The 24,588-nt window shown below is 60.0% G+C and carries 26 protein-coding genes and 2 tRNA genes; 15 read left to right on the top strand and 13 right to left on the bottom strand.

Annotation, left to right across the window (positions count from 1 at the left end):
* The first annotated feature begins 250 nt into the window (after nucleotides 1–250).
* The 4 genes from JO015_15840 to JO015_15825 all read left to right on the top strand — a co-directional run bounded on the left by JO015_15840 (nucleotide 251) and on the right by JO015_15825 (nucleotide 4,488).
* On the top strand, nucleotides 251–1,924 hold the full coding sequence (locus JO015_15840) for an AAA family ATPase (GenBank protein MBW0000569.1): 1,674 nt from the start codon (nucleotides 251–253) through the stop codon (nucleotides 1,922–1,924).
* Between the two features lie 36 nt (nucleotides 1,925–1,960).
* Nucleotides 1,961–3,487 carry a proteasome accessory factor PafA2 family protein gene (locus JO015_15835; GenBank protein ID MBW0000568.1) on the top strand — a complete coding sequence of 509 codons (1,527 nt, stop codon included), beginning with the start codon at nucleotides 1,961–1,963 and terminating at the stop codon, nucleotides 3,485–3,487.
* Between the two features lie 41 nt (nucleotides 3,488–3,528).
* Nucleotides 3,529–3,810, top strand: a complete 282-nt coding sequence (locus JO015_15830) for a hypothetical protein (protein MBW0000567.1) — start codon at nucleotides 3,529–3,531, stop codon at nucleotides 3,808–3,810.
* Between the two features lie 372 nt (nucleotides 3,811–4,182).
* Nucleotides 4,183–4,488 carry a hypothetical protein gene (locus JO015_15825; GenBank protein MBW0000566.1) on the top strand — a complete coding sequence of 102 codons (306 nt, stop codon included), beginning with the start codon at nucleotides 4,183–4,185 and terminating at the stop codon, nucleotides 4,486–4,488.
* Nucleotides 4,489–4,529: 41 nt separating this feature from the next.
* Here the strand turns inward: JO015_15825 and glnS are convergent, their stop codons facing one another.
* Nucleotides 4,530–6,311, bottom strand: a complete 1,782-nt coding sequence (glnS, locus tag JO015_15820) for a glutamine--tRNA ligase (protein ID MBW0000565.1) — start codon at nucleotides 6,309–6,311, stop codon at nucleotides 4,530–4,532.
* Nucleotides 6,312–6,740: 429 nt separating this feature from the next.
* Between glnS and JO015_15815 the strand changes: the two genes are divergently transcribed.
* Nucleotides 6,741–7,823 (top strand): hypothetical protein, encoded by a 1,083-nt coding sequence (locus JO015_15815; protein ID MBW0000564.1) that lies wholly within the window; start codon nucleotides 6,741–6,743, stop codon nucleotides 7,821–7,823.
* A gap of 154 nt (nucleotides 7,824–7,977) precedes the next feature.
* Here JO015_15815 and JO015_15810 read toward each other — a convergent pair.
* Together JO015_15810 and JO015_15805 are read right to left on the bottom strand one after the other, a co-directional pair.
* Nucleotides 7,978–8,053 (bottom strand) — tRNA-Ala (locus tag JO015_15810).
* Between the two features lie 192 nt (nucleotides 8,054–8,245).
* Nucleotides 8,246–8,470, bottom strand: a complete 225-nt coding sequence (locus JO015_15805) for a hypothetical protein (GenBank protein MBW0000563.1) — start codon at nucleotides 8,468–8,470, stop codon at nucleotides 8,246–8,248.
* 153 nt (nucleotides 8,471–8,623) lie between these two features.
* On the opposite strand from JO015_15805, the gene JO015_15800 reads away from it, so the two are divergent.
* Nucleotides 8,624–9,319: an SDR family NAD(P)-dependent oxidoreductase gene (locus tag JO015_15800; protein MBW0000562.1), complete on the top strand. Its 696-nt coding sequence runs from the start codon at nucleotides 8,624–8,626 to the stop codon at nucleotides 9,317–9,319.
* A 33-nt stretch (nucleotides 9,320–9,352) separates the two neighbouring features.
* On the opposite strand, the gene JO015_15795 is transcribed toward JO015_15800, so the two are convergent.
* The 8 genes from JO015_15795 to JO015_15760 form a co-directional block, all read right to left on the bottom strand.
* Nucleotides 9,353–10,528 carry a PLP-dependent transferase gene (locus tag JO015_15795; GenBank protein ID MBW0000561.1) on the bottom strand — a complete coding sequence of 392 codons (1,176 nt, stop codon included), beginning with the start codon at nucleotides 10,526–10,528 and terminating at the stop codon, nucleotides 9,353–9,355.
* A gap of 2 nt (nucleotides 10,529–10,530) precedes the next feature.
* Nucleotides 10,531–11,907, bottom strand: coding sequence for a pyridoxal-phosphate dependent enzyme (locus tag JO015_15790; GenBank protein ID MBW0000560.1), 1,377 nt, complete (start codon nucleotides 11,905–11,907; stop codon nucleotides 10,531–10,533).
* Nucleotides 11,908–11,980: 73 nt separating this feature from the next.
* Nucleotides 11,981–12,628, bottom strand: coding sequence for a hypothetical protein (locus tag JO015_15785; protein MBW0000559.1), 648 nt, complete (start codon nucleotides 12,626–12,628; stop codon nucleotides 11,981–11,983).
* Nucleotides 12,629–12,852: 224 nt separating this feature from the next.
* Nucleotides 12,853–13,119: an HPr family phosphocarrier protein gene (locus tag JO015_15780; GenBank protein MBW0000558.1), complete on the bottom strand. Its 267-nt coding sequence runs from the start codon at nucleotides 13,117–13,119 to the stop codon at nucleotides 12,853–12,855.
* A gap of 52 nt (nucleotides 13,120–13,171) precedes the next feature.
* A complete protein-coding gene (locus tag JO015_15775; GenBank protein ID MBW0000557.1) occupies nucleotides 13,172–13,438 on the bottom strand; it encodes a hypothetical protein in 267 nt (88 codons plus the stop codon).
* Between the two features lie 487 nt (nucleotides 13,439–13,925).
* Nucleotides 13,926–14,999 (bottom strand): hypothetical protein, encoded by a 1,074-nt coding sequence (locus JO015_15770; protein ID MBW0000556.1) that lies wholly within the window; start codon nucleotides 14,997–14,999, stop codon nucleotides 13,926–13,928.
* Nucleotides 14,996–16,075, bottom strand: coding sequence for a hypothetical protein (locus tag JO015_15765; protein ID MBW0000555.1), 1,080 nt, complete (start codon nucleotides 16,073–16,075; stop codon nucleotides 14,996–14,998). The genes JO015_15770 and JO015_15765 overlap by 4 nt, the downstream gene beginning before the upstream one ends.
* A gap of 59 nt (nucleotides 16,076–16,134) precedes the next feature.
* Nucleotides 16,135–16,683, bottom strand: coding sequence for a hypothetical protein (locus JO015_15760; GenBank protein ID MBW0000554.1), 549 nt, complete (start codon nucleotides 16,681–16,683; stop codon nucleotides 16,135–16,137).
* A gap of 138 nt (nucleotides 16,684–16,821) precedes the next feature.
* On the opposite strand from JO015_15760, the gene rlmN reads away from it, so the two are divergent.
* The 7 genes from rlmN to JO015_15725 all read left to right on the top strand — a co-directional run bounded on the left by rlmN (nucleotide 16,822) and on the right by JO015_15725 (nucleotide 21,070).
* Nucleotides 16,822–17,904, top strand: a complete 1,083-nt coding sequence (rlmN, locus tag JO015_15755) for a 23S rRNA (adenine(2503)-C(2))-methyltransferase RlmN (protein MBW0000553.1) — start codon at nucleotides 16,822–16,824, stop codon at nucleotides 17,902–17,904.
* 78 nt (nucleotides 17,905–17,982) lie between these two features.
* Nucleotides 17,983–18,615, top strand: coding sequence for a hypothetical protein (locus JO015_15750; protein MBW0000552.1), 633 nt, complete (start codon nucleotides 17,983–17,985; stop codon nucleotides 18,613–18,615).
* A 21-nt stretch (nucleotides 18,616–18,636) separates the two neighbouring features.
* Nucleotides 18,637–19,278: a sigma-70 family RNA polymerase sigma factor gene (locus JO015_15745; protein MBW0000551.1), complete on the top strand. Its 642-nt coding sequence runs from the start codon at nucleotides 18,637–18,639 to the stop codon at nucleotides 19,276–19,278.
* Entirely contained in the window at nucleotides 19,265–19,756 is a 492-nt protein-coding gene (locus JO015_15740; protein MBW0000550.1) for a hypothetical protein, read from the top strand. The genes JO015_15745 and JO015_15740 overlap by 14 nt, the downstream gene beginning before the upstream one ends.
* A gap of 39 nt (nucleotides 19,757–19,795) precedes the next feature.
* On the top strand, nucleotides 19,796–20,260 hold the full coding sequence (locus JO015_15735) for a hypothetical protein (GenBank protein ID MBW0000549.1): 465 nt from the start codon (nucleotides 19,796–19,798) through the stop codon (nucleotides 20,258–20,260).
* 39 nt (nucleotides 20,261–20,299) lie between these two features.
* Complete coding sequence (locus tag JO015_15730) at nucleotides 20,300–20,695, top strand: cupin domain-containing protein (protein MBW0000548.1); 396 nt, start codon at nucleotides 20,300–20,302, stop codon at nucleotides 20,693–20,695.
* Between the two features lie 302 nt (nucleotides 20,696–20,997).
* A tRNA-Ile gene (locus tag JO015_15725) sits at nucleotides 20,998–21,070 on the top strand.
* Nucleotides 21,071–21,282: 212 nt separating this feature from the next.
* Here JO015_15725 and JO015_15720 read toward each other — a convergent pair.
* The gene (locus JO015_15720; GenBank protein ID MBW0000547.1) at nucleotides 21,283–21,528 is read right to left on the bottom strand and encodes a hypothetical protein; all 246 of its coding nucleotides are present in this window, start codon (nucleotides 21,526–21,528) and stop codon (nucleotides 21,283–21,285) included.
* Between the two features lie 124 nt (nucleotides 21,529–21,652).
* Entirely contained in the window at nucleotides 21,653–22,564 is a 912-nt protein-coding gene (locus JO015_15715; GenBank protein ID MBW0000546.1) for an MBL fold metallo-hydrolase, read from the bottom strand.
* 131 nt (nucleotides 22,565–22,695) lie between these two features.
* Between JO015_15715 and JO015_15710 the strand changes: the two genes are divergently transcribed.
* Both JO015_15710 and JO015_15705 read left to right on the top strand, forming a co-directional pair.
* A complete protein-coding gene (locus JO015_15710; GenBank protein ID MBW0000545.1) occupies nucleotides 22,696–23,289 on the top strand; it encodes a L,D-transpeptidase family protein in 594 nt (197 codons plus the stop codon).
* A 122-nt stretch (nucleotides 23,290–23,411) separates the two neighbouring features.
* The gene (locus JO015_15705; GenBank protein MBW0000544.1) at nucleotides 23,412–24,569 is read left to right on the top strand and encodes an ABC transporter permease; all 1,158 of its coding nucleotides are present in this window, start codon (nucleotides 23,412–23,414) and stop codon (nucleotides 24,567–24,569) included.
* Nucleotides 24,570–24,588 lie beyond the last annotated feature (19 nt).

The following is a 24,588-nucleotide window of genomic DNA, read 5'->3' as shown; positions in this document are numbered from 1 at the left end:
TTTCCGCCGGGTGAGCGCGACCTTCGGGGAAGATCGGACCCGGTTCTACGACGCCTCCGAACTCCGAGCCCCGAACGCCGAACTCTTTCCCCCTCTTCCCGCCGTGGTCGCCGTGGCTCGCCGTGTTCGCCGTGTGAACTCTGTCGTTGTGCCGTCCGTGTGACAGAAATAGCTCCCCCAAACGCCGAAGGTTTGCTAGACGAATCGAATCCGATTATACTCGAGGAGCGGAGTGACTAAGAAGTACGACATGAATGACGACAGCGCGCTAGGCTTTGGTGGGTTTGGTTCCGATCCCGCATCACCGCTTAACATGATCGAAAGGCTCATTGCGAGCCTTCCTCCGGGTAACCCCATCCGAAGTGAACTGATCGACCTCCGGTCCGGCGTGGCTGAGCAGGAAGAGATGATCGCTGAGGCCCGGCAGACGATCGAAAAGCTCGATGAGGTGATCAAAAAGGTGACCTCACCCGCGAATCGTATTGGTACGTACCTCGGCAGCCCTAATAAGGAGACTGCCCAGATTGTCGTGGGCGGCTCCGATTATTATTGCAACGCTGATCCGCGGATCAATCTTGCCAAATTGAAAAAGGGCACCCGGGTACTCGTGAACGAGGCGTACGTGATCGTCGGGGATCTGGGCTATGATCTCAGCGGGCCCGTAACAAAAATTACCGAGATCCTGAGCGGCGACCGCCTTCGGGTGGGCACCGAGCACGGCGTTCAGTCGGTTGTGCTGCAGCGTGCCCAGGACCTGCTCAAGGCCAATCTCAAAGTTGGCGACGAGGTGCGCGTAGACACGAATTACCGCGTGGCCATCGAGGTCTTGAGCCAGTCGCAAACGCAGGATTATTACCTCGAATCGGTACCCGAGATCCCCTGGACGAAAGTGGGCGGCCAGGAACCGGCGCTCACGGCCATCAAGGATGCGATCGAACTTCCCCTGTTGCATGCTGACCTGTTTGCCCGGTTCCACCATCAGACCCCGAAAGGCTTCCTGCTTTATGGGCCGCCGGGGTGCGGCAAGACCCTGATTGGTAAGGCGACGGCGTACAACCTGACGCGCCAACTCACCGAAAAAACCGGCGAGAACATGCAGCAGTTCTTCATGCACATTAAGGGGCCCGAAATCCTGAACATGTGGGTCGGCGAGTCGGAGCGGATGGTTCGCGAGATCTTTGCGACGGCGCGTGAGAAGCGCAAACAGGGTTATCTGCCCTTTATCTTCATTGATGAGGCCGAGAGCATCCTGGGCACGCGCCGCGCCGGACGCCATTCCAACATTCTTTCCACGCTGGTGCCGATGTTCTGCACCGAGATGGACGGCATCGAGTCGCTCAATGAAATCGTGATTATCCTGGCCTCGAACCGGGCCGACCTGATCGACCCGGCTATCCTGCGACCGGGACGCATCGACCGTAAGATCAAGGTGAACCGGCCGGATCGGGAATCGGCCCGCGAAATCTACAAGATCTACCTCACGGAAGATCTTCCGTACGACCCTGCGCTCGTCGCCAAGAGCGGCGATGTGTCGGCGGCGATTCAGCAGTTGGTCGATAAAACCGTTGACACGCAATTCAACCGCCGTGAGGACAACAAATTCCTCGAAGTAACGCTTCGGAGCGGTAAAAAGGACGTTCTCTACCGGGGCGACCTGGTCAGCGGTGCCATCATCGCCTCGATCGTCGAACGAGCGAAAGAACTAACCATCAAACGCGCCATCGGCTCCTCGCAAGAGGAAGGCATCAGTGAGTCCGACATGCTCGTGGCGCTCGCGACCGAGTACGCAAACAATGATATTTTTCCGCCAACCGACATCGTCGAAGACTGGCTGAAGTTAATCGACTATGATTCCGAGAACGTTGTGCGCGTCCTGCCAGTTCGTGCCGGCGCCAAATCCGCGTCCATTTCAGACGTTATCTGAGACCTGCTAAGTTATCCAGCCAGCTACGCCCCCTGCATGAAGCGCGTTTTTGGGATCGAGACGGAATACGGCATTACGGTTAACGGGGTTGAAACCGTCGACGTGGTAGCTGAATCGATTGAGTTGGTGCGCTGCTACACGGAACACGGTGCATTGATGAAATGGGACTACAACCTTGAGGATCCCCATCAGGATGCACGGGGGTTTCGGGCCGAAACCCTCATGCAGGATACGGACGAGTCGGCCTATTACGAACTGGATAAAAACCGGCCGCTCAGCTTCGAGGAGATCAAGAGTGACCTGGTGTTGAGCAACGGGGCGCGCTTCTACAACGATCACGCCCATCCGGAGTACTCGACCCCCGAATGCACCACCTTGCGAGAGATCATCGCCCAGGATAAGGCCGGCGAGCGAATCCTCGCCGAGTGCGTCCGGCGTCGGAACAAAAAGATCGCCCCCGAGCGCGAAGTTCGTCTTTACAAAAACAATACCGATTTTATCGGGCACAGCTACGGCTGCCACGATAACTACCTCATGAGCCGCGCCGTACCCTGGGACCGGCTCGTTTCTGAGGTGGTGCCTTTTCTTATCACCCGCCAGATCTACGCCGGTGCCGGCAAGCTCGGCATTGAAGGCGAAGGCGCGACCGGCCAGCCCGGAATTTATCAGATTTCGCAGCGGGCCGACTTCTTCAGCGTCCTGGTGAGCATCGACACGATGAACCGCCGGCCCATCGTCAATACGCGCGATGAACCGCACGCTGATCCGGGCAAATACCGGCGTTTTCACGTGATCATCGGTGACTCGAACATGAGTGAATTCGCGATTGCCCTCAAGATCGGTATCATGTCGCTCGTGCTCGACTTGATTGAAAAACGGGAAGCGCCTCAGCTGGAAGTAGCCCAGCCGATTGATGCCACCAAGTCGATCAGCCGTGATCAGAGCCATTCCTGGATCATCGAGCTTAAAGACGGGCGCAAGATTTCGGCCATCGAGATCCAACGCATGTACCTGGAAAAGGCCCTGCGGTACTGCGACCGGACTGACCGTGAGGTCGATTGGCTGTTGACCGAATGGGAAAAAATTCTGAACGACCTCGAGGTCGATGTCATGCGCTGCGCCGATCGCATCGATTGGGCGGCCAAGTTGTACTTGCTCACCACGTTTCAGGAAGAAGAAAAACTGGATTGGACGGATCCCTGGTTGCAGTCCATTGACCTCGAGTACCACAACATCGCCTGGGAACAGGGGCTCCACTACGAGCTGGTGCGAGAGGAACGGATGCGCCGGGTTCTCCGGGAGGAAGAAATCAAGACCGCAATTTTCAACCCGCCGGAATCAACCCGGGCCTTCTTCCGTGGACGCGCGGTCGCACGTTTCAATCCCCACATTCAAACCATTCATTGGGATGAAGTCGTGTTTGCCCAGGACGGCCAGCAGCACCGGGTCTCGTTCAATCACGCTTCAGACGATCCACGGCTTACGCGCTTGAATGCGACGATCCGCGATGCGGCTAACTATAGCGACCTGATCCGGCGGCTCCAGAAGATCGAGCAGCCGTAACGGCGTAACACGCCGGTTGTCCCAACGCAGACCTTGACCTTATGAAATCAGCTTACGAACTCGCCATGGAGCGCCTGCAAAAGCAATCTCCTTCGGTTCCCCTGACCGAGGAGCAAAAAGCGCAGCTTGCAGAGATCGATTCGCTTTACCGGTCAAAGATGGCTGAAAAAGAACTGTTGCTGAAAGAGCAGATCCGGCGCGAGGAACAGGCCGGGTCCGCTGATGACGTCGCACAGCTGAAGCACCAGCTGGCCTCGGAGCTTCGCCGCCTGCAGGAAGAGTGCGATCAAAAGAAAGAAAAAGTTCGCACTCGCAAGCCCTAGGGCAGGGTGCACGCCGTTGAGTACCCCGAGGTTTCCGGCGGCCATTCCTGACGGGGCGACGCGGCTCCGCCCTCCATGGAGCCGCGGCAAAGTTCAGCCCGCGGTCGACGGCCGCAGTTGATCGCCGTTGCCGGCGGAAAGCGTTCCTCCCATTCGGGGGACGCCGTGTCCCGTTTTCGGCACATCGGCGTTCGCTGCAGTGCCTCGCCGGCAGGACCGGCGTGATCGCGCTGAGGTAAACGTCTCCAGCTGCGGACCGGTCCCGGCGCGGCGCATTTTCCGTGCTGCGAGGGTTGGCATCGGTGATGCTCACAGCTCAACTGAGAGGCAGCCGCCTGCCTTCAACCCGACACCATCGACGTAGCACCAGATATGGAGAAAGTTTTGACCGTTCTCGCCGCCGCCGCCGCACTCGGCTGCGCTGTTCCGCAAGGCGCCTGGGCCGATTCTCCCCTGCATTCACCGCCAGGTAACCCGGCCGTCGCCGGCGGCCTGCCGCATCCCGCCGAGTCATCCCGCCCCATCAGTTCCGAGGGGGTTCACCGTGACCGGAACGACTCGAGGCAGTACCGGCTCTTCCGTCGTGAGCGCATTTTCTGGTATGCGGGCGGGTCCCAATCCGGTCCCGCTGCTGCTTCTTACCCGCTGGCCGTTGGCCCGCGTACGGTGTGCGCCTGAACGGTGCCCCCAGCAGGTAAAGTTCGAGGCTCGGGATTCGTTCACCGCTTTTTCGCTTCTTTCGCCCACGAATCCTTCAAGGTGATCGTCCGGTTGAAGACCAGGCGTTCCGTCGTGCTGTCCTTATCGAGGGTAAAATACGCGAGGCGCTCGAACTGATAGCGCGTTTCTCTCCGGGCATCGCGCAGGCTCCGCTCGCACCTGGCCATGACAACCTCCAACGAATTCGGGTTTAAATGAAGTTTGAAATCGCTGGTGGCCTCCGGCTCGGGCTCAAGAAAAAGCCGGTCGTACAGGCGCACCTCAGCCTCGACCGAGTGCCGCACGCTGACCCAGTGAACGGTGCCTTTAACTTTGCGATTTGCCGTCGCACCGCCGCTCTTGCTGTCGAGGTCAGCGGTGCAGCGCAGTTCCAGAATGTTGCCGCTCGCATCCCTGATGACGTCATCGCATCGGATGATGTAGGCGTATTTCAGGCGAACTTCACCCCCGGGACGCAGGCGAAAATACTTGGGCGGCGGATTTTCCATGAAATCGTCGCGCTCAATGTAAAGGTCGCGGCTGAACGCAATCTTTCGCGTGCCCGCGTTCGGATCTTCCGGGTTATTGAGGGCATCGAGTTCCTCGATCCGGCCTTCCGGATAGTTGGTCACAACCACCTTGAGCGGACGCAGGACGGCAAGGCGTCGAGCGGCCGTCTTGTTCAACTCGTCGCGGACGGCGTGTTCGAGAACGGCAACGTCGGTGAGGCCGTCATACTTCGTAATCCCGATGTGGTAGGCGAAGGCGCGCAAGGCGACCGCCGTGACCCCGCGGCGCCGCATGCCGCTGAGGGTGGGCATCCGTGGATCGTCCCAGCCGGAGACATGCCCTTCGTCGACCAGTTGCATGAGCCTGCGCTTGCTCAGGATCGTGTAGCTCAGGTTCAGCCGTGCGAACTCGTACTGGTGAGGCAGTTGCCGCGGCAGGTCCAGGCTCCCCAGAATCCAGTCATAAAGCGGCCGGTGCACTTCGAATTCGAGGGTGCACAGAGAGTGAGTTACCCCTTCAATGTAGTCGCTCAGGCAGTGCGCAAAATCGTACATCGGGTAAATGCTCCAGCGGTCACCGGTACGATGGTGCGCGGCGTGCCGGATCCGATAAAGGACCGGGTCCCGCATCCAGACGTTCGGCGACTGCATATCGATCTTCGCGCGCAGCGTGCGAAGCCCGTCCGGGAACTCGCCCCGGCGCATCCGCTGGAAAAGGCTGAGATTTTCCTCCACGCCACGCTCCCGGAAGGTGCTCTCTTGGCCCGCAATGCGGTAACGGTCCGTTTCTTCCGGTGAAAGGTCGTCGACGTAGGCCTTCCCCTTCCGGATGAGCTGAACCGCGTACTCGAAAAGCTGCTCGAAGTAGTCGGACGCGTGAAACGGTTCCCGGTCCGCCGCGGTGGCAGTTCCCACCACCGGCGGCTGGTGAAAGTCCGCCTTTCCGTTGAACTCCCGGATCTCGCAGGCTTTACCCTTGGGCTTCAGGCCCAGAACGTGGTCGGCCCAGCCGTCAACCAGCCAGGTTACGTCCTCGATGATCGATTCAACGTACTCGCGATCCTCTTTCGTCGGGTTGGTGTCGTCCATGCGCAGGTTGCACACCCCGCCGAATTCGCGGGCAATGCCGAAATTCAGGCAAATGGATTTCGCGTGGCCAAGGTGAAGGTAACCGTTCGGCTCCGGCGGAAATCGGGTCTGGATGACGGAATACGTCCCCGCCTGCAAGTCATTTGCGACGATCTCACGGATGAAATCTGCGGGTGCGGTTTGCGTCTCGGTCTGGGTACTCATGGAAAGTCCGGCAATGTAACCGGCAGAGGCGTCAGGGTTCAACTTCCGGCGCCGGAGAATTTTTTTGGACCCGGCGGCGCCTCTCTTCCCTGCCGCCCCAGGCAACGTTCCCGGGCCGGTGCGCGCCTCGCACCGGTTTCAGGCCTTCCGGCCGGGGTAACGAGACCCCTTTACGCGAGATTGGTTGGAAGTAAGCTGATTTATGAGGCACACAAAAATTTCTCGTTGCTGATAAATGAACTCGCGTCAAAAATGCGACGCCACAGCTGAAATCCGCGAATGAATGGGCGGTTGACTCTGAGGCGCTTTCCAGGAGGGTCGTTCTCCTTGCACGCCTGTGCGTTACCGATCTTGCTGACACTGTGGCTGCTCGGCGCCTGCACCGATTACCCCACACTCCCGGTAAGGGGGATTGTCGCATGCAGGCCCGTGGCAACGACCGTCGATTCCACCCTTGCCCAGGCCTATTTCGAATCCTCCTTTTCAGGCGCGGCGGAGCCGGCGGTTGCAGATGAAAAGATCGCCGGCATCGAGCAACGATTTGAGGCGCTCCCCCTCAACAGCCTGACTTTAAGAGAATTGTCTGCCGAGACGTCACCGGACTTCGCAACCCTGTTTTTCATAAAACGCAGTCTTTCGAATCGGACAAACCGGAGTTTTCAGGATCGCTACTGCAACGAGGTAAGAAGAATCAAGCAGGATATTCAGCGGAATCAGTGGACGGGGCTCGTCCGAGACCGCCTTCGCGGGTACAGAATTTTGTTTGTACCCGGGTTTCATTATGTGGGTAACCCGACCACCGGAGCCGATTTTGCTAACCAGAGAAAACTTATGGGCAAGTTGGGTCTGAAGGTAGATTTAGTTGCTACCGAAGAGGATGGGACCATTGAGGAAAACGCCTTGATCATCGCTAACTTCGTTCGCGCCCGCAGCGGCCGCGGCGCCAGGTTAATCCTGGTAAGTACAAGCAAAGGCGGGCCCGAAACGGCGCTCGCGTTAGGGAAAATACTACGGCCGGATGAGACTCGGGCCATCACCGCATGGGTGAGCGTGGGAGGGTTGCTTCGAGGAACCTTCCTGGCCGATCGTGTGACCGGGTGGCCCAAGTCGTGGCTCGCCGGCATCATGTTTTCTATGCAAGGCCTCAGCTTCCGGAGCGTGCCCGGGCTTACTACCGCGTCGAGCCGCGAAAGGTTAGATGGAATCGGGCTTCCGCCGCATGTTCTGACTGTTCAATTCGTCGGCGTTCCTTTATCCGGCGATATCGCCGGCGACGTCAGGTGGCGGTACCGGCAGCTTCGAAAATACGGCCCTAACGATGGGTTAACGCTTCTGGCAGATGAACTCCTGCCTAAGGGTGTCACCATCATCGAACCGGGCCTGGACCACTATTATGAAGATCCCGACATTAATCTTAAATCCCTGGCCCTGCCTAACGTCATTGCAGATGCACAGAAACGCCGGCAACGCGCGCGGAACGCCGGGCTTCAATCGTTTCGGCCGGAACCTTGACCCCGGCGCAATCCGGTTCTCCTGAGGGCGGGCACGCAACCTGCGCGTGTGTCGGATTAAAGGCAGGAATGGATGTGATCGTAAGCCCCTCCCTTTAAAATCGGGTATGCCGGCGCCTGGAAAAGCTTCAGGACCGCCTTCCGGCCTCCCTTCATGGTGGAGGTAAGGGGATTCGAACCCCTGACCTTCTCATTGCGAACGAGACGCTCTACCAACTGAGCTATACCCCCCCTCCAGCGAAGCGGGCGAAGATACGCGCAAGGCGACCCGTCCTGCAAGTACTTTTCGGCCGTGAACAGCAACAGCCGGCGGATCCATAAAAAATGCCGCGTTGCGATCCGGGAATACCAGCCCTCGAGACGGGACTGGCGGCCGGCGCGGAGACCGCGTGACTGGCGCCGGCATCGGAAAGGAGGAGTTTCCTATTGTTCGGCAGCCGCGCGGGCAAGCCGGTGGGACAAGGCAAAAAGGCTCGGCACCCAAAGCCCGATGAAAATACCGAACCGTTCAGCATGCGCTCGATCTTCGCTCCGCCTCGAAAACCAGCTGATGATGGAAGCCGCGATGGAAAGAAAACCGGCGGCAAGCGAGAGGTCGGAAGCCAGCTTCAACGTTTCTTTGTTAAGAGGGATGTTATTGTTGTCCATAGGTTATATTTTTCAACGTTTCGACCGCAGTGGCGGAACGGATGCGTTCAAATGGCGGAAACGGTGCGCGGCGGGTGCCGTGTAACGCCGGGATATGCCGTTGGATGATAACCGCGGCGGTTGTCCGGCTGCGAAGCTCCGGTAAAATTGCGTATGGCTAACCAAAAGGTTGCGCTGGTTACCGGCGCCAATAAAGGCATAGGATTTGAGGTCGCGCGGCAGTTGGCCGCCAGGGATTTTCATGTGGTGCTGGCGGCGCGCAATCCCCACGCCGGCAAGGCAGCGCTCGCGAAGTTGCCGGACAACGCCGAATTTTTACCGCTCGATGTAGCCGATGATGCGAGCATGCATGAAGCGGCCGCCGCGTTTGGCAAGGGTCACGATCGTCTTGACGTCCTCGTCAATAACGCGGGCATTTACCCGGATGAAGGCGTGAACATTTTATCCGTGACCCGGCAACAATTGGCAACGACTTTCCAGACGAACGCGTTCGGCGCCCTGCGCGTCGCCCAGGAGTTCCTTCCTTACCTGCAGAAATCCGGCGAAGCCCGGGTTATCAACGTTTCCAGCGGCTACGGTGCGCTCGACGGCCTTTCGCCGGACGTTCCATCTTACTGCCTCTCGAAGCTGACCCTGAACGGAATCACGTTGATGCTTGACCAGACTCTGCGGCAGCACCGTATTGCCGTGAATGCGGTCTGCCCTGGCTGGGTTCGCACGGACATGGGGGGACCGAGCGCCACACGCTCGGTCGCACAGGGTGCGGACACCATCGTCTGGCTCGCCGTAGAAGCGCCTTCAAGTCTGACCGGGAGCTTTTTCCGGGACCGGAACAAGATCGGTTGGTAGGAGGTCGCCCGGCTCAAGGCAGGACTCACCCGTTCACACCTGCTCCAGCGCGTACGCGAGGTCAGCTTCAAGGTCGTTGTAATCCTCGATCCCCACCGAAAGCCGGACCAGGCTGTCGTCGATTCCCAAGGCTGCCCGCTGGGGCGCCGGGATGGATCCGTGAGTCATCAGGCCCGGATGTTCGATGAGACTTTCAACGCCTCCCAGGCTTTCGGCCAGGGCGAAAAGGCGGGTGCTCTCCAAAAAGCGGCGGACCCCATCGAGATCGCTATCCAGATACGCGGCGATCATGCCGCCGAAGCCTCGCATCTGTTTTTTTGCAAGCGCGTGCTGGGGGTGGGATTCCAGGCCGGGATAATTCACCTGGCGGACTTTAGGGTGGCCCTCAAGCCACGCCGCCAACCCGGCGGCGTTCGCGCAGTGGCGTTCCATCCGTACCGCGAGCGTTTTGAGCCCGCGCAGCGCCAGGTAGCTGTCAAACGGACCCGCCACGGCCCCGACGGCGTTCTGGAGAAAGGCCAGGCGGTCAGCGGTTGCTTCCAGATCATCGCCGCGCCCGACCACGGCCGCCCCGCCGACCATGTCGGAGTGCCCGTTGAGGTACTTGGTGGCCGAGTGGATTACGATCGAAAAACCAAGGTCGAGCGGCCGCTGAATCCAGGGACTCGCAAAGGTGTTGTCGGCGACGGCTAATAACCCGTTCGCCAGCGCGAAGTCTGCGGCCGCCTCCAGGTCAACGAGCTTAAGCAGGGGATTGCTCGGGCTTTCGACCCAGATCATCTTCGTCTCCGGCCGGTAAGCTCGCTTGAGTGCGCCCGGGTCAGTCAGGTCGACAAAGGTAAAGCTAAGGTTGGCCGAGTGCCGGCGGACGCGTTCGAACAGGCGAAACGTTCCGCCGTACAGGTCGTCACTCGCAACGACGTGGGCGCCGGAGTTCAGCAGTTCCAGGACGGTTGCCATGGCCGCCAGGCCGGACGCGAACGCAAACGCCCTGGTCCCATTTTCCAGGTCCGCAACGCACCGTTCATAGGCAAGCCGGGTAGGGTTGATGCTGCGGGCATAATCGTACCCTTTGTGAACTCCCGGACTTTGCTGGACGTACGTGGAGGTCTGGTAAATCGGGGTCATGATGGCGCCGGTGGCCGGGTCAGGTTCCTGACCGGCATGGATGGCGCGCGTTGCAAAACCAAAAGCGTCGGGTTTACGCATCATCAAACGTGTCTGCGCAGGAAGTTCAGCAGGTCAATGCGGGTGATGAGGCCGACGAATTCCCGGCCGGCCATCACGATGGCCACCTTGCCTTCGTCAAGGATCTTTCGGACGGCCGCGATCGGTTCGTCCGCCTGCAGCGTTTCCACCCGGCTGGCCATCGCAATGCCGACCGGGTCCTGGAACGAGCCTCCGCCGTCCTGGACCCGGACGAGGAGATCCGATTCATCAATGATGCCGACCAATCCATTCTGGTCGAGTACGGGCAGCTGTGAGACGTCCGCAATTCGCATTCGGTTGAACGCGGTGAGCAGCGTATCGGAGGGCCCGACGGCGACCACGGTCCCGTCCTGGTAGCGGCGCGAGATCAGGTCACGCAAATCCCCGAAGCGAGTCCGCGGCAGGAAGCCCTGGTCTGCCATCCAGATATCGCTGTACATCTTGGAGAGATATTTGTTGCCGCTGTCGCACGCAAAGGTGACCACGCGCCTGGCGGTGGGTTGTTCCCGGCAGTACCGGAGGGCGGCGGCAAACAGGGTTCCCGAGGACGAACCGGCAAAGATGCCTTCAAGTCTAAGCATGTCGCGTGCGGCCTGGAAGCTTTCCGCATCCGGGATGCTGTAGGCCTTGATTACTCGCGAAAGATCAGCGATCTCCGGCACGAAATCCTCGCCGATACCTTCAACCATCCAGGAACCGGCCCGCCCGACGTGATGCTCGTGGACGTAGCCCGCCAGCACTGAACCTTCCGGGTCCGCCAGAATGATCTCGCACTTCGGAGCGACCCTCGCAAAGAAACGGCTCAGGCCCGTCAGAGTGCCGCTTGAACCGACGCCGACCACCACCGCATCGAGTCGCTGGCCCATCTGACGCCAGATCTCCGGACCGGTTGTCTGCTCGTGGGCGAGGGGATTAGCCGGGTTGGCGAACTGGTTGACAAAGAATGCTCCGGGCGTTTCGCGCGCGATCCGGGCGGCCAGGTCCTGGTAATATTCCGGATGCCCTTTAATTACGTCCGAGCGGGTGATGACCGTCCTGGCGCCCAGCGCACGCAGGTGCAGCACTTTTTCCTGTGACATCTTGTCGGGGATCACCAGCACCAGGCGGTAACCTTTGGCGGCAGCCACCAACGCCAGGGCCAAGCCCGTGTTGCCCGCCGTAGCCTCCACCAGGGTGCCGCCCGGTCGAATCTTCCCGTCCCGCTCCGCGGCCTCGACCATGGCGAGCGCCATGCGGTCTTTGATTGAGCCGGTCGGATTTTGGTTCTCGAGTTTGACAAAGAGTTCGCAGGACCCGGTGTCCAGCCGCGAGACCCGGACCATCGGCGTGTTGCCGATGAGATTAAGAATGTCTGGCTTCGGTTCCACGGCAGACGTCATTCCTGCACTCTCAATCTCTCCGGAGTTGACCGTCAAACCCTTTCCGACCCGGGTCCGTGCGCGACCTCCGGGTTTACCGGCCTCCCGGCTCCTCCTCCAGAGCATTGCCGCCCTTGATCTCCTCTGCACTGCCGGCCAAGAACAATGCGTCAAAATCACTTCGGACGAAATCCTGCATTTTCTGCAGGATGGTCACCATCTTCTGGATTTCGCTCCGTTGGCGGCTCGCCGCGGGTGCGGACTCCAGTAAGTGCGTCAGCATCGGGGTAAGCTTTCGCAGGTTACCTTGGATGGCCGCGTCCAGCCGCTGCTTCAATTGCTGGCTCGTCTCGTGCTCCCCTTTCTGTTTACCCGCTTCAAACGCGGCGCCCCTCAACCAAAGGTCGTGCGCCAGCAGGAGCGACGTCCGGCCTTGGACCGCCGGGTGCTCCATACCGACGATCGTCCGCGGCTTCCGGGCCGAGGAGGGATTTCGAATCACGGCTGCGACGATGCGCATTCCCGATGCCGGCTCATTCCAGGCCGGGAAGAACGAGAAGATCGAGTCGACCTGCGCCGTCATGATTTCGTCGTGCGCAAGCTCGACCAGGTCCAAAAAGCTTTGGTTCCAGCTCTGAAAGTGCCGCCGGTCCTGGTTTAAAACGGCCGCAGGAACGGAGAATTGGTTAAGGTGGGCGCACAAGGCGGCAGCTTTACCGGCCGTATCTTGAACCTTCCGCATCCTAATGTTGCCTCCGGCTGGGATCAGTTTTGAGTCGCGACAAAATGTTAAACGTCCGGCATAGAGCGCGTTCGTGTCTTGAATAGGCTGCTATGGCTCACACGTGAGTAATTTCGCACCACTCTCGCCAACTGCGGGTAAGGCCGTAACCCGAAAGAGCTAAAAAAAACCGGGGCGAACCCAGGGTTCAGGCCGCTGGGGGCAGCCGGCCGGATTCGGCGGCACTACAGACCTTTCGCCTCGAGTTCTCCGAGGCAGATCTCCAAGGCCTGCAACGCTTTTTCGGCATCCGGGCCCGCCGCCGTCACCACGATGTCCGTTCCGGACCGGATATCAGCGGTCATGATGTCCATGATGCTTACCGCAGAGCAACGCCGGCCGTTCGCTTCAATCGTAATCTCACTCCTGAAGCGCATCGCACACCGCACGATCGCGCTCGTGGGTCTGGCATGCAGACCGCTGGGGTTGGTCACCTTCAAGGTGCGCGTCAGTACGGTAATGGCGGGTGGATCTTTCCTGAGGTTCATGACAGAAACGGCCGGGCTAAATGTCGTGCGATGGGGCGTACGTAAATTCGTCTTCGCTGATTTCCTCGATTTTAAGCACGTGCGGGTTTTCGCAGCACATTTCCAGGAAACGATCGCGGTCACCTTCCTCGGCTAATTCCACCAGGACCAGCTGCGTGTTCGTGTCGCGTTTCCGGGCCCATCCGCTTACCCACGGCAGGTGCACCACCGGTGGAAACACATGGAACTGGTAATATGCCGCTTGTTCGTTCTGAAAAGTAATCCGGAAACAATGACGGAACATCCGGGCACGTAACCAGATGCCACGAAGGCCACAAGCGAAAAAGGGCTCGGTCACACGGCGGGCACCACGTAAGAGTTCACACGGTCACACGGCGATCTGGCGGGCACAACGACTGAGTTCACACGGCGAACACGGCGGGCCACGGCGACCACGGCGGGAAGAGGAAAGAGTTCGGAGTTTGGAGTTCGGGGTTCGGAGCTCGGAGACGTCCTATGACTGGATCCAATCTTTCGGCGGAACGCGGCGGGAAGACGGAATCATCCGCAGAACACGCAGACGAACGCAGAAACGGATCCAGAAATCCCGAACTTGACACGGATGGCCGGCACCCATGCTGCCGCTCCGAACCCCGAACCCCGAACTCCGAACTCCGAACCCTTTCCCCTTCTCCCTCTTCCCGCCGTGTTCGCCGTGGCCCGCCGTGTTCGCCGTGTGAACTCTTACGTGGTGCCCGCCAGATCGCCGTGGCCGCCGTGTGACCGCACCCTCAGTTCTCCACATCCACGTAACGGAGAAAGGCCCCGAGGCTCGGCCAGCCGTCATGGTGCCAGAGCCAATCCGGGTTTTGCATGGCGCCCGCCCGGCAAACCCGCTGTGCGCCGAGGCGCACCGCAAGCGTGAGCCCTTCCTCGGTGTACGGATGAACGGCGATGGTACTCAGGAAAGGGGCGATCCGCCGCAACCGCTCCAGCACGCCTTCCGTTTCCGCTTTAACGACGACCGTTCGCAGGAGCGGCGTCCACGCAAACTCAGGGCGTGGATCGAAAATCACCGTCCAGGCCAGCCCTTCGGCGCTGCCCCAGACGGCCGTGCCGTCTCTGCAGGCGGCCCTCAGTTGGTGCATATCCCGGAACTCGCGCAGCCGGGCGGCCTCCTGAGTAGTAAGCCGGAGCGGGGGCCAATCAGGTTCCTCCCGGCTGAAAATCGCAGCCAGATCCCGCGCGAAATTTCGGGCGTCACCGGACACGAGGTAGAACTGCGGGGACAGGCAGCCCAATTGATCAAACGCAACGACGTCCCGGGTGAGCGCCGCCAACAACTCTTCATCGTACCGGCCGCGAATCCATCCAAAACTCACCTTGTTCCCATGCGGAAGAAAGCGCTGCCAGGGTTGAATCCGCCTGGCGAACTCACGAATGGTCTCGTCAGCACCGAAGACAGCCACCGCTGCAGCCCGCTCTAACCAGGCAGCGGGAAGCTCCTGCGCCAACGCCGGTCGCATGCATTCCGGCAAAGCCGTCACGAAGTTTTCCAGTTCGGCCAGGCGAACGGCTTGCGGGACTTTGATCCACTGCACGGCTGCGCCGGTCACCAAGCCTCGAACCAGGCTCTGGACCGCGGCGTGCGGGGTATTGCCCGAGACGACATGAAGGATGGGGGACAAGGGCTGCAGCCGCCGGCGCCGGCCGCCGTACGGAATGGTGTCCTCGCTGAGCGCCCCGGGACCGAGTTCGGCGTCAACCCACTGCGCCAGCTGTGCGACCGACGCCGGCTGCACGATCGGGCAGCCGAGCAGGGCGTCCGAGATCCGCTCCAGGCGTTCCCGAAAGGGCAGGGTCACGCCCGCACCGTCCGGAGTAACTCGTCCACCGCTCGCGAACAGCCCCGGGGCAAGGCAGCCGGATCGCGTCCCAGCAGCAGGAAACCGCCGTCCGGTTGTGCCACCGCGAGGTCCTGGGTCTGGATGCCTAGGACCGACCACAGATTGGCCAGATCGAAAATCCTAAGCACGCCGGATTGACCCGCCGGCGCCGGCCGGTTCGTTTCCGGATCGATCACCAGAAAGCGGAGCCAGGGCGGGCCGAAGTGCGGGCCGCCGGTACCCCGGCTGTAAAACTGAGACGTGAGTTCCGTCATGCCGTATTCGTTCCAGATATCCTCGACCCGGACCTGAAAATGGTTCGCCAGCCGCTCATAGAGCTCGGTCTTGTCGATCACGCGGTTGCTCCCTTTGAACCCGCCGGTTTCCATCAGCAAACTGCCCGCCGGCAGCGGCATGGCGCTAGATTGCTCGAGAAGGTTCACGAAAGCCAGGGCGGTCCCGAAAAGCATGACCGGTCGCTGCGTTTCCGCGGCAACCTTCGCCAGGCGGTCGCGTTCGATCCCTCCACGGGCATCAACCAGAAAGGCTTCGGCGTGATTGCCGGTCAGGATCGCGCCCATGCGGGCCAGGGACGAGTACGGCGCATACTCCGGCGCCTGCATGAGCAACCGTATTCCTTTCTCCGGCAGGCCGAAATACCGCCAGCCGGCAAGGACTGAATGCCGGTAAAGTGCCAGTGAAGGCAAAAGGTGGCGTCCATAGCCCTCACCCGTGGTCCCGCTGGTACGAAATTCAAAACGAATGTCGATTTCCGGGAAGGCCAGAATCCGCTGCCGCTTGAACGCTTGTTGGGGCAAAGCGGGAATCTGCTTCCAGGATTCCAGCGAACTTCCTATGCCAAGTTGCTCGCAATAACGTGCGTAGACCAGGTTGTGACAGCGCTGGAATCCGTGGATTTCAAACGCCAGCGACTCAAATCCGGCCCCGTCTGCCGGCGCGGTGATGAAGCGGAGAACCTTTTCCTCAAGGTTTTCATCGTGCACCGACACTTCCTTGATTCGCCGTTCCACCTGAAGCTGAAGATCTGCTTTCACGGCCCGAAATCAAGGGGAGGGCCGCTTGGCTGCCGCGAACGCACCGGCCATCGATCCGGTCACGCCAAATCCGTGGCCGGCGCCGGTCGCTCCAGGCTGATGCGGCCCGTTCCCAACGCCAGCCGGCTGTCATTTGCCAGGATCTGGTCGAGGCCGCTCCAGGCATGGTCGTCCATCGCCTGAAAAGCGTTCAGGTAAACAGCGACTACCTCAGGGGGATGTTTTTCCAGCAAGGCGTTCACCGCCCGCTCAAGGTGGTCCCGGCTGGGCTCCGGCGGCAGATTGTCGACCACGCCTTTGCCGTCATGCGGGATCCCGAGTCGGTCCAGAAACTCACAAATGAGATCGCGTTGCGCGCCCAAGAGCCAAATCTGCAGGACCTGGATCGCGAACTCGTCCGCTGCTTTTCGGGAGAGGGCCCGCTTGAGCCAGAGGTGGCGCTCAGCTTTCGGCTTCCGCTCAACGAACACCGGCCGAAGTTTCCATTGCGCGGCGAGATTCTGAATTGCCGCTTTGTAGACCGCCTTCTCCTTATCATGGAGGTGGGCAAAAACCTCGTTAATCAGCTCAGGTGAAGAACGCTCAAAAATTTCGTAACACTTCAGCATGATCGGCCCGAAGCATTAGCGTGTTGGGCACGGCCGTCCAGCCGAAAATAGGCTTCGACCTTTCCCTTTCGTGCCAGGCAAAGGCGTACCCGTTGAATCTGCGTCCCGATGTGGGAAATTAGCTGTCACGGAGAACGAATGGAAGAACGGATCGGGATTTGCGCGCTCAACCTTACCGAACTGGAGCAGTGGTTCGCCTCCCGGCAGGAGCCCGCCTACCGAGCCCGGCAGGTGCTTGACTGGGTTTACCGCCGGCGCGCTACCACGGTGGACGCAATGACGAATCTGCCGGCGGCCACTCGGCGCAAGATGGCGGAAGAATTTGCCCTGCGCACGCTTGAACCGGCGCGCGTGACCGGCTCCGGGGACACCACGCGAAAGTTCCTTTTTCGCCTGGGTGACGGTGCCCTGATTGAAACCGTGCTGATTCCGGCCAACCCGGCGCTTTATGGCTCCAGGTCTGACCGGCGGACCCTTTGTGTGTCGACGCAGGTCGGTTGCGCTTACGGCTGCCGATTCTGCGCAAGCGGCCTCGCGGGCTGGACGCGGAACCTGCGTGCCGGGGAAATCGTTGAGCAGATCCTGCGGGTTGAAGAGCTTTCCGGTGAAAAGGTAAACAACCTGGTGTTCATGGGCATGGGCGAACCGCTCGCCAACTTCGCTGAGGTCATGCGAGCGGTATCGATCATTAACGCCGAATGGGGGGTCGGGATCGGCGCGCGGCACATCACCATCTCCACCAGCGGCCTTGCGCCGAAGATCCGTGAGCTCGCCGATCAGCCGTTGCAGGTCCGCTTGGCCATTTCCTTGCATGGGGCGACCGATGAGGTCCGCGAGCAAATAATGCCGATTAACCGGAAATACAACGTGGCTTCGCTCGTCGAAGCTTGCGAGTATTACGTTTCAAAAAAGAAGCAGCGCATCACCCTTGAATACATCTTGATTGAGAATCTTAACGAGCGACCGGAACACGCGGCGGCCCTTGCCCGTGTGGCGAACCGTCTCAACGCCAAGGTCAACCTGATCCCTTACAACCAGGTGGCAGGCCTGCCCTGGAGCCGGCCGTCCGAAACGCGGCAACAGCACTTTTATAATGCCCTCCTGGCGCGAGGCGTCACGGCTACGATCCGGCGAGAAAAGGGGCACGATATCGATGCTGCCTGCGGCCAGTTGCGGCTGCAGACCCTGCGCGAGCAAACGCCCGCCGCGGCGCTTGCGTGACCTGCCGGCCGGGTCATTGAACCCGTCAGGGTTGATTAAAACTTTTGCAGCAGTTTCCAAACTGCGATAGAAGACCAAATGGCTGATTACTTCGATGAGCCAGAGCGCGTTTGGGATGAATACGATTGGGAGCGCTTTCTCCAGCAACAGGACAGCAAGACGGACCGCTACATGGAGCTGTTCGAAAAGTACATCGACGATCCCAACCGCGACCAGATCATCGCTCGGGAGATGGGCTGGACTCATTTGCTCGAGCAATCCGGCGAAAACGTCGAAGAAATTGAATTTGAGGTCGATGATGTGGACAGCGAAGAGGCCGAACCTCGCGAGTCTTTCGAGGCCCATCCGCTTTACCAGAGCGCCTTTGCCCTGACGGTTTGGATCGATCAGTTGCTTGACAGCGTCCCGAACAGCCAGTCGAGCCCGCTCGGGGTCAAATTGGCTTCAAATGTCGCCGTGGCGAGCGCTAAGCTTGCGGCGGCGTTGAGTGACCAGGAAAACGAAGAGATCGGCATGACGATCGCCTACCTCAAACGCGCTCTGCGGGCGATCTGCACCGCCGTCGAGGCCGCGACCGAGATGAATCGGAACGGCACCCTGAAGAGCGCGCAGTTCAGCGACCTCTTTCAACGGCTGTTTCACGTGCGTGATCATATCATCGTGCTCATGGGCGAGCTGCGGGCAGAGTGGCGTCGGCGGTACGGCGCCTAGCGCTTAAAAAGGCAAAAGCTCTTGAATGAACTTGGCGTGTCTGCGTCTAAATCTGTAACGGGGCACCGGTTGCAGGACGCAGTTGAGGTAGATGATGGTGAGTTGGTGAAACGGTGTCAGGCCGGCGACGCTTCTGCTTTTAACGATTTAGTGACCAAATACCGTGGAAAGGCGTTCAGCATGATCTACGGAATGGTCCAGAATGAGCAGGATGCGTGGGATTTAGCTCAGGAGGGTTTTGTTAAAGCGTGGCGGTCGATCCACCGATTTAAAGGAGAGTCCTCGTTTTATACTTGGCTGTACCGGATCATGACGAATGTCACGATTGATTCCCTTCGCCGGAAAGGAGTTCATGGTGACGCTGAGTTTGATGACCGGGTTATGCCGGTCAATGTGGAGCCGGGGTCGCGGACAACACCGTCCGCAACGCCGCTCCCGTCCCGGAAACTGGAGCAGAATGAAATCCGGAAGCAAATTGATGAAGCTATTGCCAAGCTCACCCCGGAGCATCGGGCGGTCATCGTTATGAAAGAATTGGAAGACTTGCAATACAGTGAGATCGCCGAAATCCTGGGATGTTCGATCGGCACGGTGATGTCGCGCTTGTTTTATGCCCGAAAAAAACTTCAAGCGCTCTTGAAAGACGTGTATGAAAACCTTTGAAGAACGGTACACCGCTTGGTTGGACGGCGCGCTTCCGGACGCAGAAAAAGAGGCGTTCGAGCAGGAACACCCGGATCTCGCCGGCGAACGCGAACAAGGGGCTGTGCTTCGAAGGTTGCTTCGTGAACACCTGAGTGCCCCCCAACTTCCAAACCCGGATTTCTTTAATTCGCAGTTGCTTGCCCAGATCGAGCACGAACAGGCTGGCGCCGAAAAGCGCAAAGTGCGCCGAACATGGTTCAGCCTGCCTCGCCTGGCCTGGGCCGGTATCGGCTCTGCCCTGGCGGCGATCGGCCTGATGGTGGCGTTGGTTCCTCATGAGCAGGGTAAGGACGACCGAAACGGCTACGTAGCCGAAGTCCTTAAAACTCAGACAAGCCAACCGGGCGTAAAAGCCACGGTTGACGCCAAGAAGGACGTAACCATTATTAAACTCGACGGCTTGGAAACGGTGCCGCCAGACAAAGACCTGAAATAACCAGATGCGGTCACGCCGGCCACCAACTCAGTTACTGCCATGAGGAAAACTCTTGGCAGCGGGGCCTTCCTGACTCTTCTGAGTCTCTGTTTCATGCTGCATCTCTCCGCTCGCGCTGATCCCGCCGCCCCGGATGTATGGGGCTGCCTCATTTACGCGTCGAACTCTACTGCCCCGGTGCAAACCCCGGGCCGGCTCAACCGGTACGATAAGAAGCTCGAACAGGAAACCGGGTTCAGCTCGCTCCAGACGCTGGGCGAAAACCAAGCTCAGTTTACCGGCGGCCACAGCGGAGTGCTGACCTTTCCGGGCGACCTGCGGATAGCCGTCACCAGCATTTCCCGTAGTCCTGACGGTAAGATACTGGTCGGCCTTGAACTGTTTCGCGGGGAAAAACAACTCCTTTTAACGCAGGCAAGACTCAACCAGGGCAGCCCCCTTTTTATCCGGGGCCCCGCTTGGCGCCAGGGCGAACTCATCATTGCCGTGGTCGTGGGTTCCTGATTTAACCTTGACGAACGAATCAGGTAAGGAACCCGGAAAGTGGATATAAAAAGAAGCGGCTCACAACCCTCCAACAAAGGACCGGCTGACTGGTTTACCGGCACGGTCCGTATTGACCCGCTATTCCAGGCCACCGCGCCGGCGCGCGTGGCCGGCGCCAGCGTGACCTTCGAACCAGGTGCTCGCACCGCCTGGCACGCCCATCCGCTGGGTCAGACCCTGATTGTCACCGCTGGATGCGGCTGGGCGCAGCGTGAGGGCGGTTCGATTCAGGAAATTCACCCTGGCGACGTCGTCTGGATTCCGCCCGGCGAGAAGCATTGGCATGGCGCAACTCCGACTACCGCCGTGACGCACATCGCCATTCACGAGGTGCTCGAGGGTAAAGCCGTGGACTGGATGGAAAAGGTCAGCGACGATCAATATCGCAAATAATCTCGGCATCCGAATGCCTCCGCCGGTCTGGCGGAGTCGGCCGGAAGCCCCCGGCATTAGCCGCACGGAGCGTCAACGACGGAATAGACGTCCGCCCGCAAACTTTTCCACACTTCCTTGCTCCCCCTGAAAGCGCGGACATAGTAGATCCCGGCGTGCGTGTTCTTTAACGGGAACCGGGTCTCGGTTTTTTCCGATTCTGAAGCGGTTTGGAGCGCCGGTATGCCGCGCGGCCGGAACCGCCGGCAGAAAAGAAAATCCGGGACAGAAGCGGCTCGGAACGCGAATCTTTCGTTGTACAGGGGCCTATAGCTCAGCGGTTAGAGCAGGGGACTCATAATCCCTTGGTCGCAGGTTCGAATCCTGCTGGGCCCAGTCCGCATTCGCTTTTGCACCGGTCACAGGCGGAGCCGACCGAGTCGGAAAGGGCGGCCGGGGATCAGTCCGGCGCTTCGACCGCCGCGCGAGCAGAGCCGCCGAGCCGCAACCCATCCCGAGGTGGAAGGCGCCGGGCCCGGGCTCAACCGGGCGGCCCGGCTCCCTTCAGGCGGCGACAGTGATGACGCAACTCACGTGGCAAATCCAGGTCAGGAGCCCGGGTTACCCTTGTTGCCGTACTGCTGTGCGTACTCAAATGCCTTGATGCCACCCAGGACGAGCAAGGTGGGTTTAACGGCGAACAGCACGAGCTTGAGCAGGAGGCCAATCAGCCGGTGAATGGGAACAAGGCTAAAGAGCAATCCGGCGCTGAATGCGACCAGGCCGGCCTTCAGCGGGTCGTCCTGCAACAGGCGCTGATATTCGTTCCACTGTGATTGTAGGTTATTCTGCATGTTCTCCTTTGCGGTTTCCTTTGACACTTTCGTGTGAATTTACTTCCCCGGTTTCGCGAACTATGAGCGAAGATGGCGGCAAAGCCCGGATTGCCCTGTGGGCATCGGTCTTAAACTTTCGGTTTTAAGTGATCGCTTCCGGATGAAACTTGCGCCAGTAACGGGCGAGTCCCGCAACGCTCATGGCCGCCGGGTCCGCCTGTTCGTAGATGGCCAGCAACTCAGGCTTGACGCCTGCCGATCGCAGGTCATCGGTTACAAGCTGTTCGAACCCCGGCACGAGCTGTTCCTCCGTGAATCCGTTTCGCAAGCCTTCGCGTATCCAGAGTGCCCATGCTTCCAGCCGCCGTTCAGCCTCCTCAAGCCGGATAGCCGGGTCCCGTACCTCGCCAAAGTGCGTTACAAACATTCGCGCAGGAAGCAAGGCCCGCAAACGCTCCAGAGACTTTTTCCACCGCTCCAGATTGATGTCCGGAGGCGGACAGGGCGGGATGGCCGGACCGCCTGCGATCGCCACACCGCCGACGTCCCCTGTAAAAACCAGCCGTTCTTCAGGGATCCAGTAGGCCAGATGATGCTGGGCGTGGCCCGGTGTATCGAGCGCCTGAACCGTAAAATCTCCGATCGCAACCTCGCTGCCGTCCCCCAAGGGCGTGACCTGCCGGGAGTCGATCGGTTTTACCGGTCCCCACAGCCGATTCATGTCATCGCCGTAAATCCGGGTTGCACTCACGACCAGCCGTTCGGGATCAAGCAGATGCGCCACGCCGCGTTCATGCGCAAAGATGTGGGCGCGTACGGCTTCCGCCCAGCACCAGGCGCCGCCGCTGTGATCCAGGTGGACGTGCGTGGCGAGTACCCGGTTCACTCGGCCCGGATCGAGCCCGGCGTGCTCAAGCCCGCGCCGTACCTCCTCGAAGACCACGGCCGGTCCGGGATCAATCAACGCGATGGATCCATCCTCACCCTCGAGCGCTGCCACGCCGATGACATTGGTGCGACCGAGATGGTTGGAGTCGATGACGTGAACCCTCATCCGGTCCCAGTAACGCAGAAGGCGGCGCGCGTCCACCCGCGGTCCACCGCGCCGCTTACATTGATACGCGGGTTTTTGCATTGTTCCGGGAGGAAAGATCTATTATCGGTAATGCCTTTTACGAACCTTCAATGAACTTTTTTGTACGGCGCCTGCTTATTGTCGGACTGGTTGTACCCTGGCTCACCTTATGCCACACCGCAAAGGCCCGAACAGTGCCGGTGGCAAGGCCACAGGATCTGCTTCAGCGACAACTTCCACCGTTCTTCAACCGTGCCATCTTCCCCCGCCTCGGGCCTGAAAATGCCTCCATCGTGGTCTCACTGGGGCGGCAGCGTGCCTACGTCATGGCCGGACCTGAGGTTGCGATCGATTCCCCGATTTCATCGGGCAAACGAGCCGGCATGACTCCCACCGGAAGTTTTACCGTTGTTCAGAAAGACAAAGACCATCGCTCGACGGTCTATGGAAACTTTGTAGATTCCGCGGGCCGGGTGGTGCGCGCCGGCGTCAGTGCACGGATCGACTCTGCGCCGAGCGGAACGCATTTCGAAGGCGCGCCCATGACCTACTTTATGCGTATCACCTGGGAGGGGGTCGGCTTGCACGTCGGTATCCTGCCGGGCTACCCCGCATCCCACGGGTGTATTCGTCTGCCCTTTGAGGTTGCCCAGGCTGCCTTCTACCGGGTCCGGGTCGGTACGCCGGTGAGAGTCGTCAATTAGGGCGGTCCGGGTACCTGCCGGAATCGGATGACGGCGGCAGGGGAATACCGGCAGCTGCGCCGACGTTTTTGTGCCCTGCGGCTTGACAGGCAAACTGTTTACGTGTCACAAGGTAGATTGCAATGCCCCCCCCGAAATTCAGCTTCAGTCTGTCGAAGTTTCCCGAAGGTGGTCTGATTTTGGTCATTATCGCCCTGGGTATTCTGCTCTGGGCATTCGGCGGTTCGGTTCAGCGGCCGAAGCTGGAGAAGGGCCCCGACGGGGCGCCCCGGCGCGTGATGACGACCAACGCAGCGGGCGACCAAGTGCCGGCTTTCATTCAGGTCAACAAGTTTCTTAATGCCGAGACGCTGACTCAGATAGCCAAAGACACCAGCTTCTTTGCCATCATGGCCATCAGCATGACGCTGGTGATCATCATCCTGGGCATCGATCTCTCGGTAGGGTCCATCTACGCGCTCTCGGCGGTCGCCGGCGCCATGTTGATGAATCATTACGGCTCGAATGCCGGCGCCGGCGCGGCGTGGCAGGGCGTTGCCCTGACGCTTTTAGTGGGTGCGCTCTGCGGGCTGCTCAACGGAGCGATGATCGTCGGTTTCAACGTGCACCCGTTCATCATCACGTTGGGCACGATGGCCATTTACCGCGGCATTGCGTTCGTCCTGACCAAGGGCCAATCGATCGGGGATTTTCCGCAGGAGTTCCGTACGTTTATGCGCAGCGGCGTGGGCGACCTGAGCTTGGTGCCGCTGATTGTGATGGTCATCGTGTGCGTCATCGGCAGCATTTTCCTGAGCCGGATGACGCTCGGGCGCAAGATCTATGCTATCGGGGGCAATGAGACCGCCAGCCGGTATAGCGGCATCCGGGTGCGCCCGATCAAACTGATGGTGTACGTCTTGTCCGGGCTGACGGCGGCCATCTCGGCAACGCTGGCCCTCGGCTATTATGGGGCCGCTTCGTCGGGTGACGGGCAAGGTTATGAATTGAACGTGATTGCCGCGGCCGTGGTCGGTGGTGCGTCCCTGGCCGGCGGCAAAGGCACGGCGTTGGGCGCCCTGCTGGGTGCGATCATCCTGCAAATGATCTCGGCCGGCATGGTCATTCTCGGCATCCCGCAAGAGTACAGCCAGATCGTAACTGGTGCCGTGGTCATCGCCGCTGTCCTCCTTGACCAGCTCAATCGCTGGCTCGGCAATCGCCGGCTTCTAGCCAAAACGGCCCGCGTCAAGAAAGAGGTGGTTGCCGCGGCCGAAACCACTGTCCAGGCGAAACCGTGACCGGAGTCGCCTGGCTCAC

The organism is Verrucomicrobiota bacterium (assembly GCA_019247695.1).
Taxonomy (GTDB): Bacteria; Verrucomicrobiota; Verrucomicrobiia; order Chthoniobacterales; family JAFAMB01; genus JAFBAP01.
This window is presented reverse-complemented; position numbering and strand designations above follow the sequence as displayed.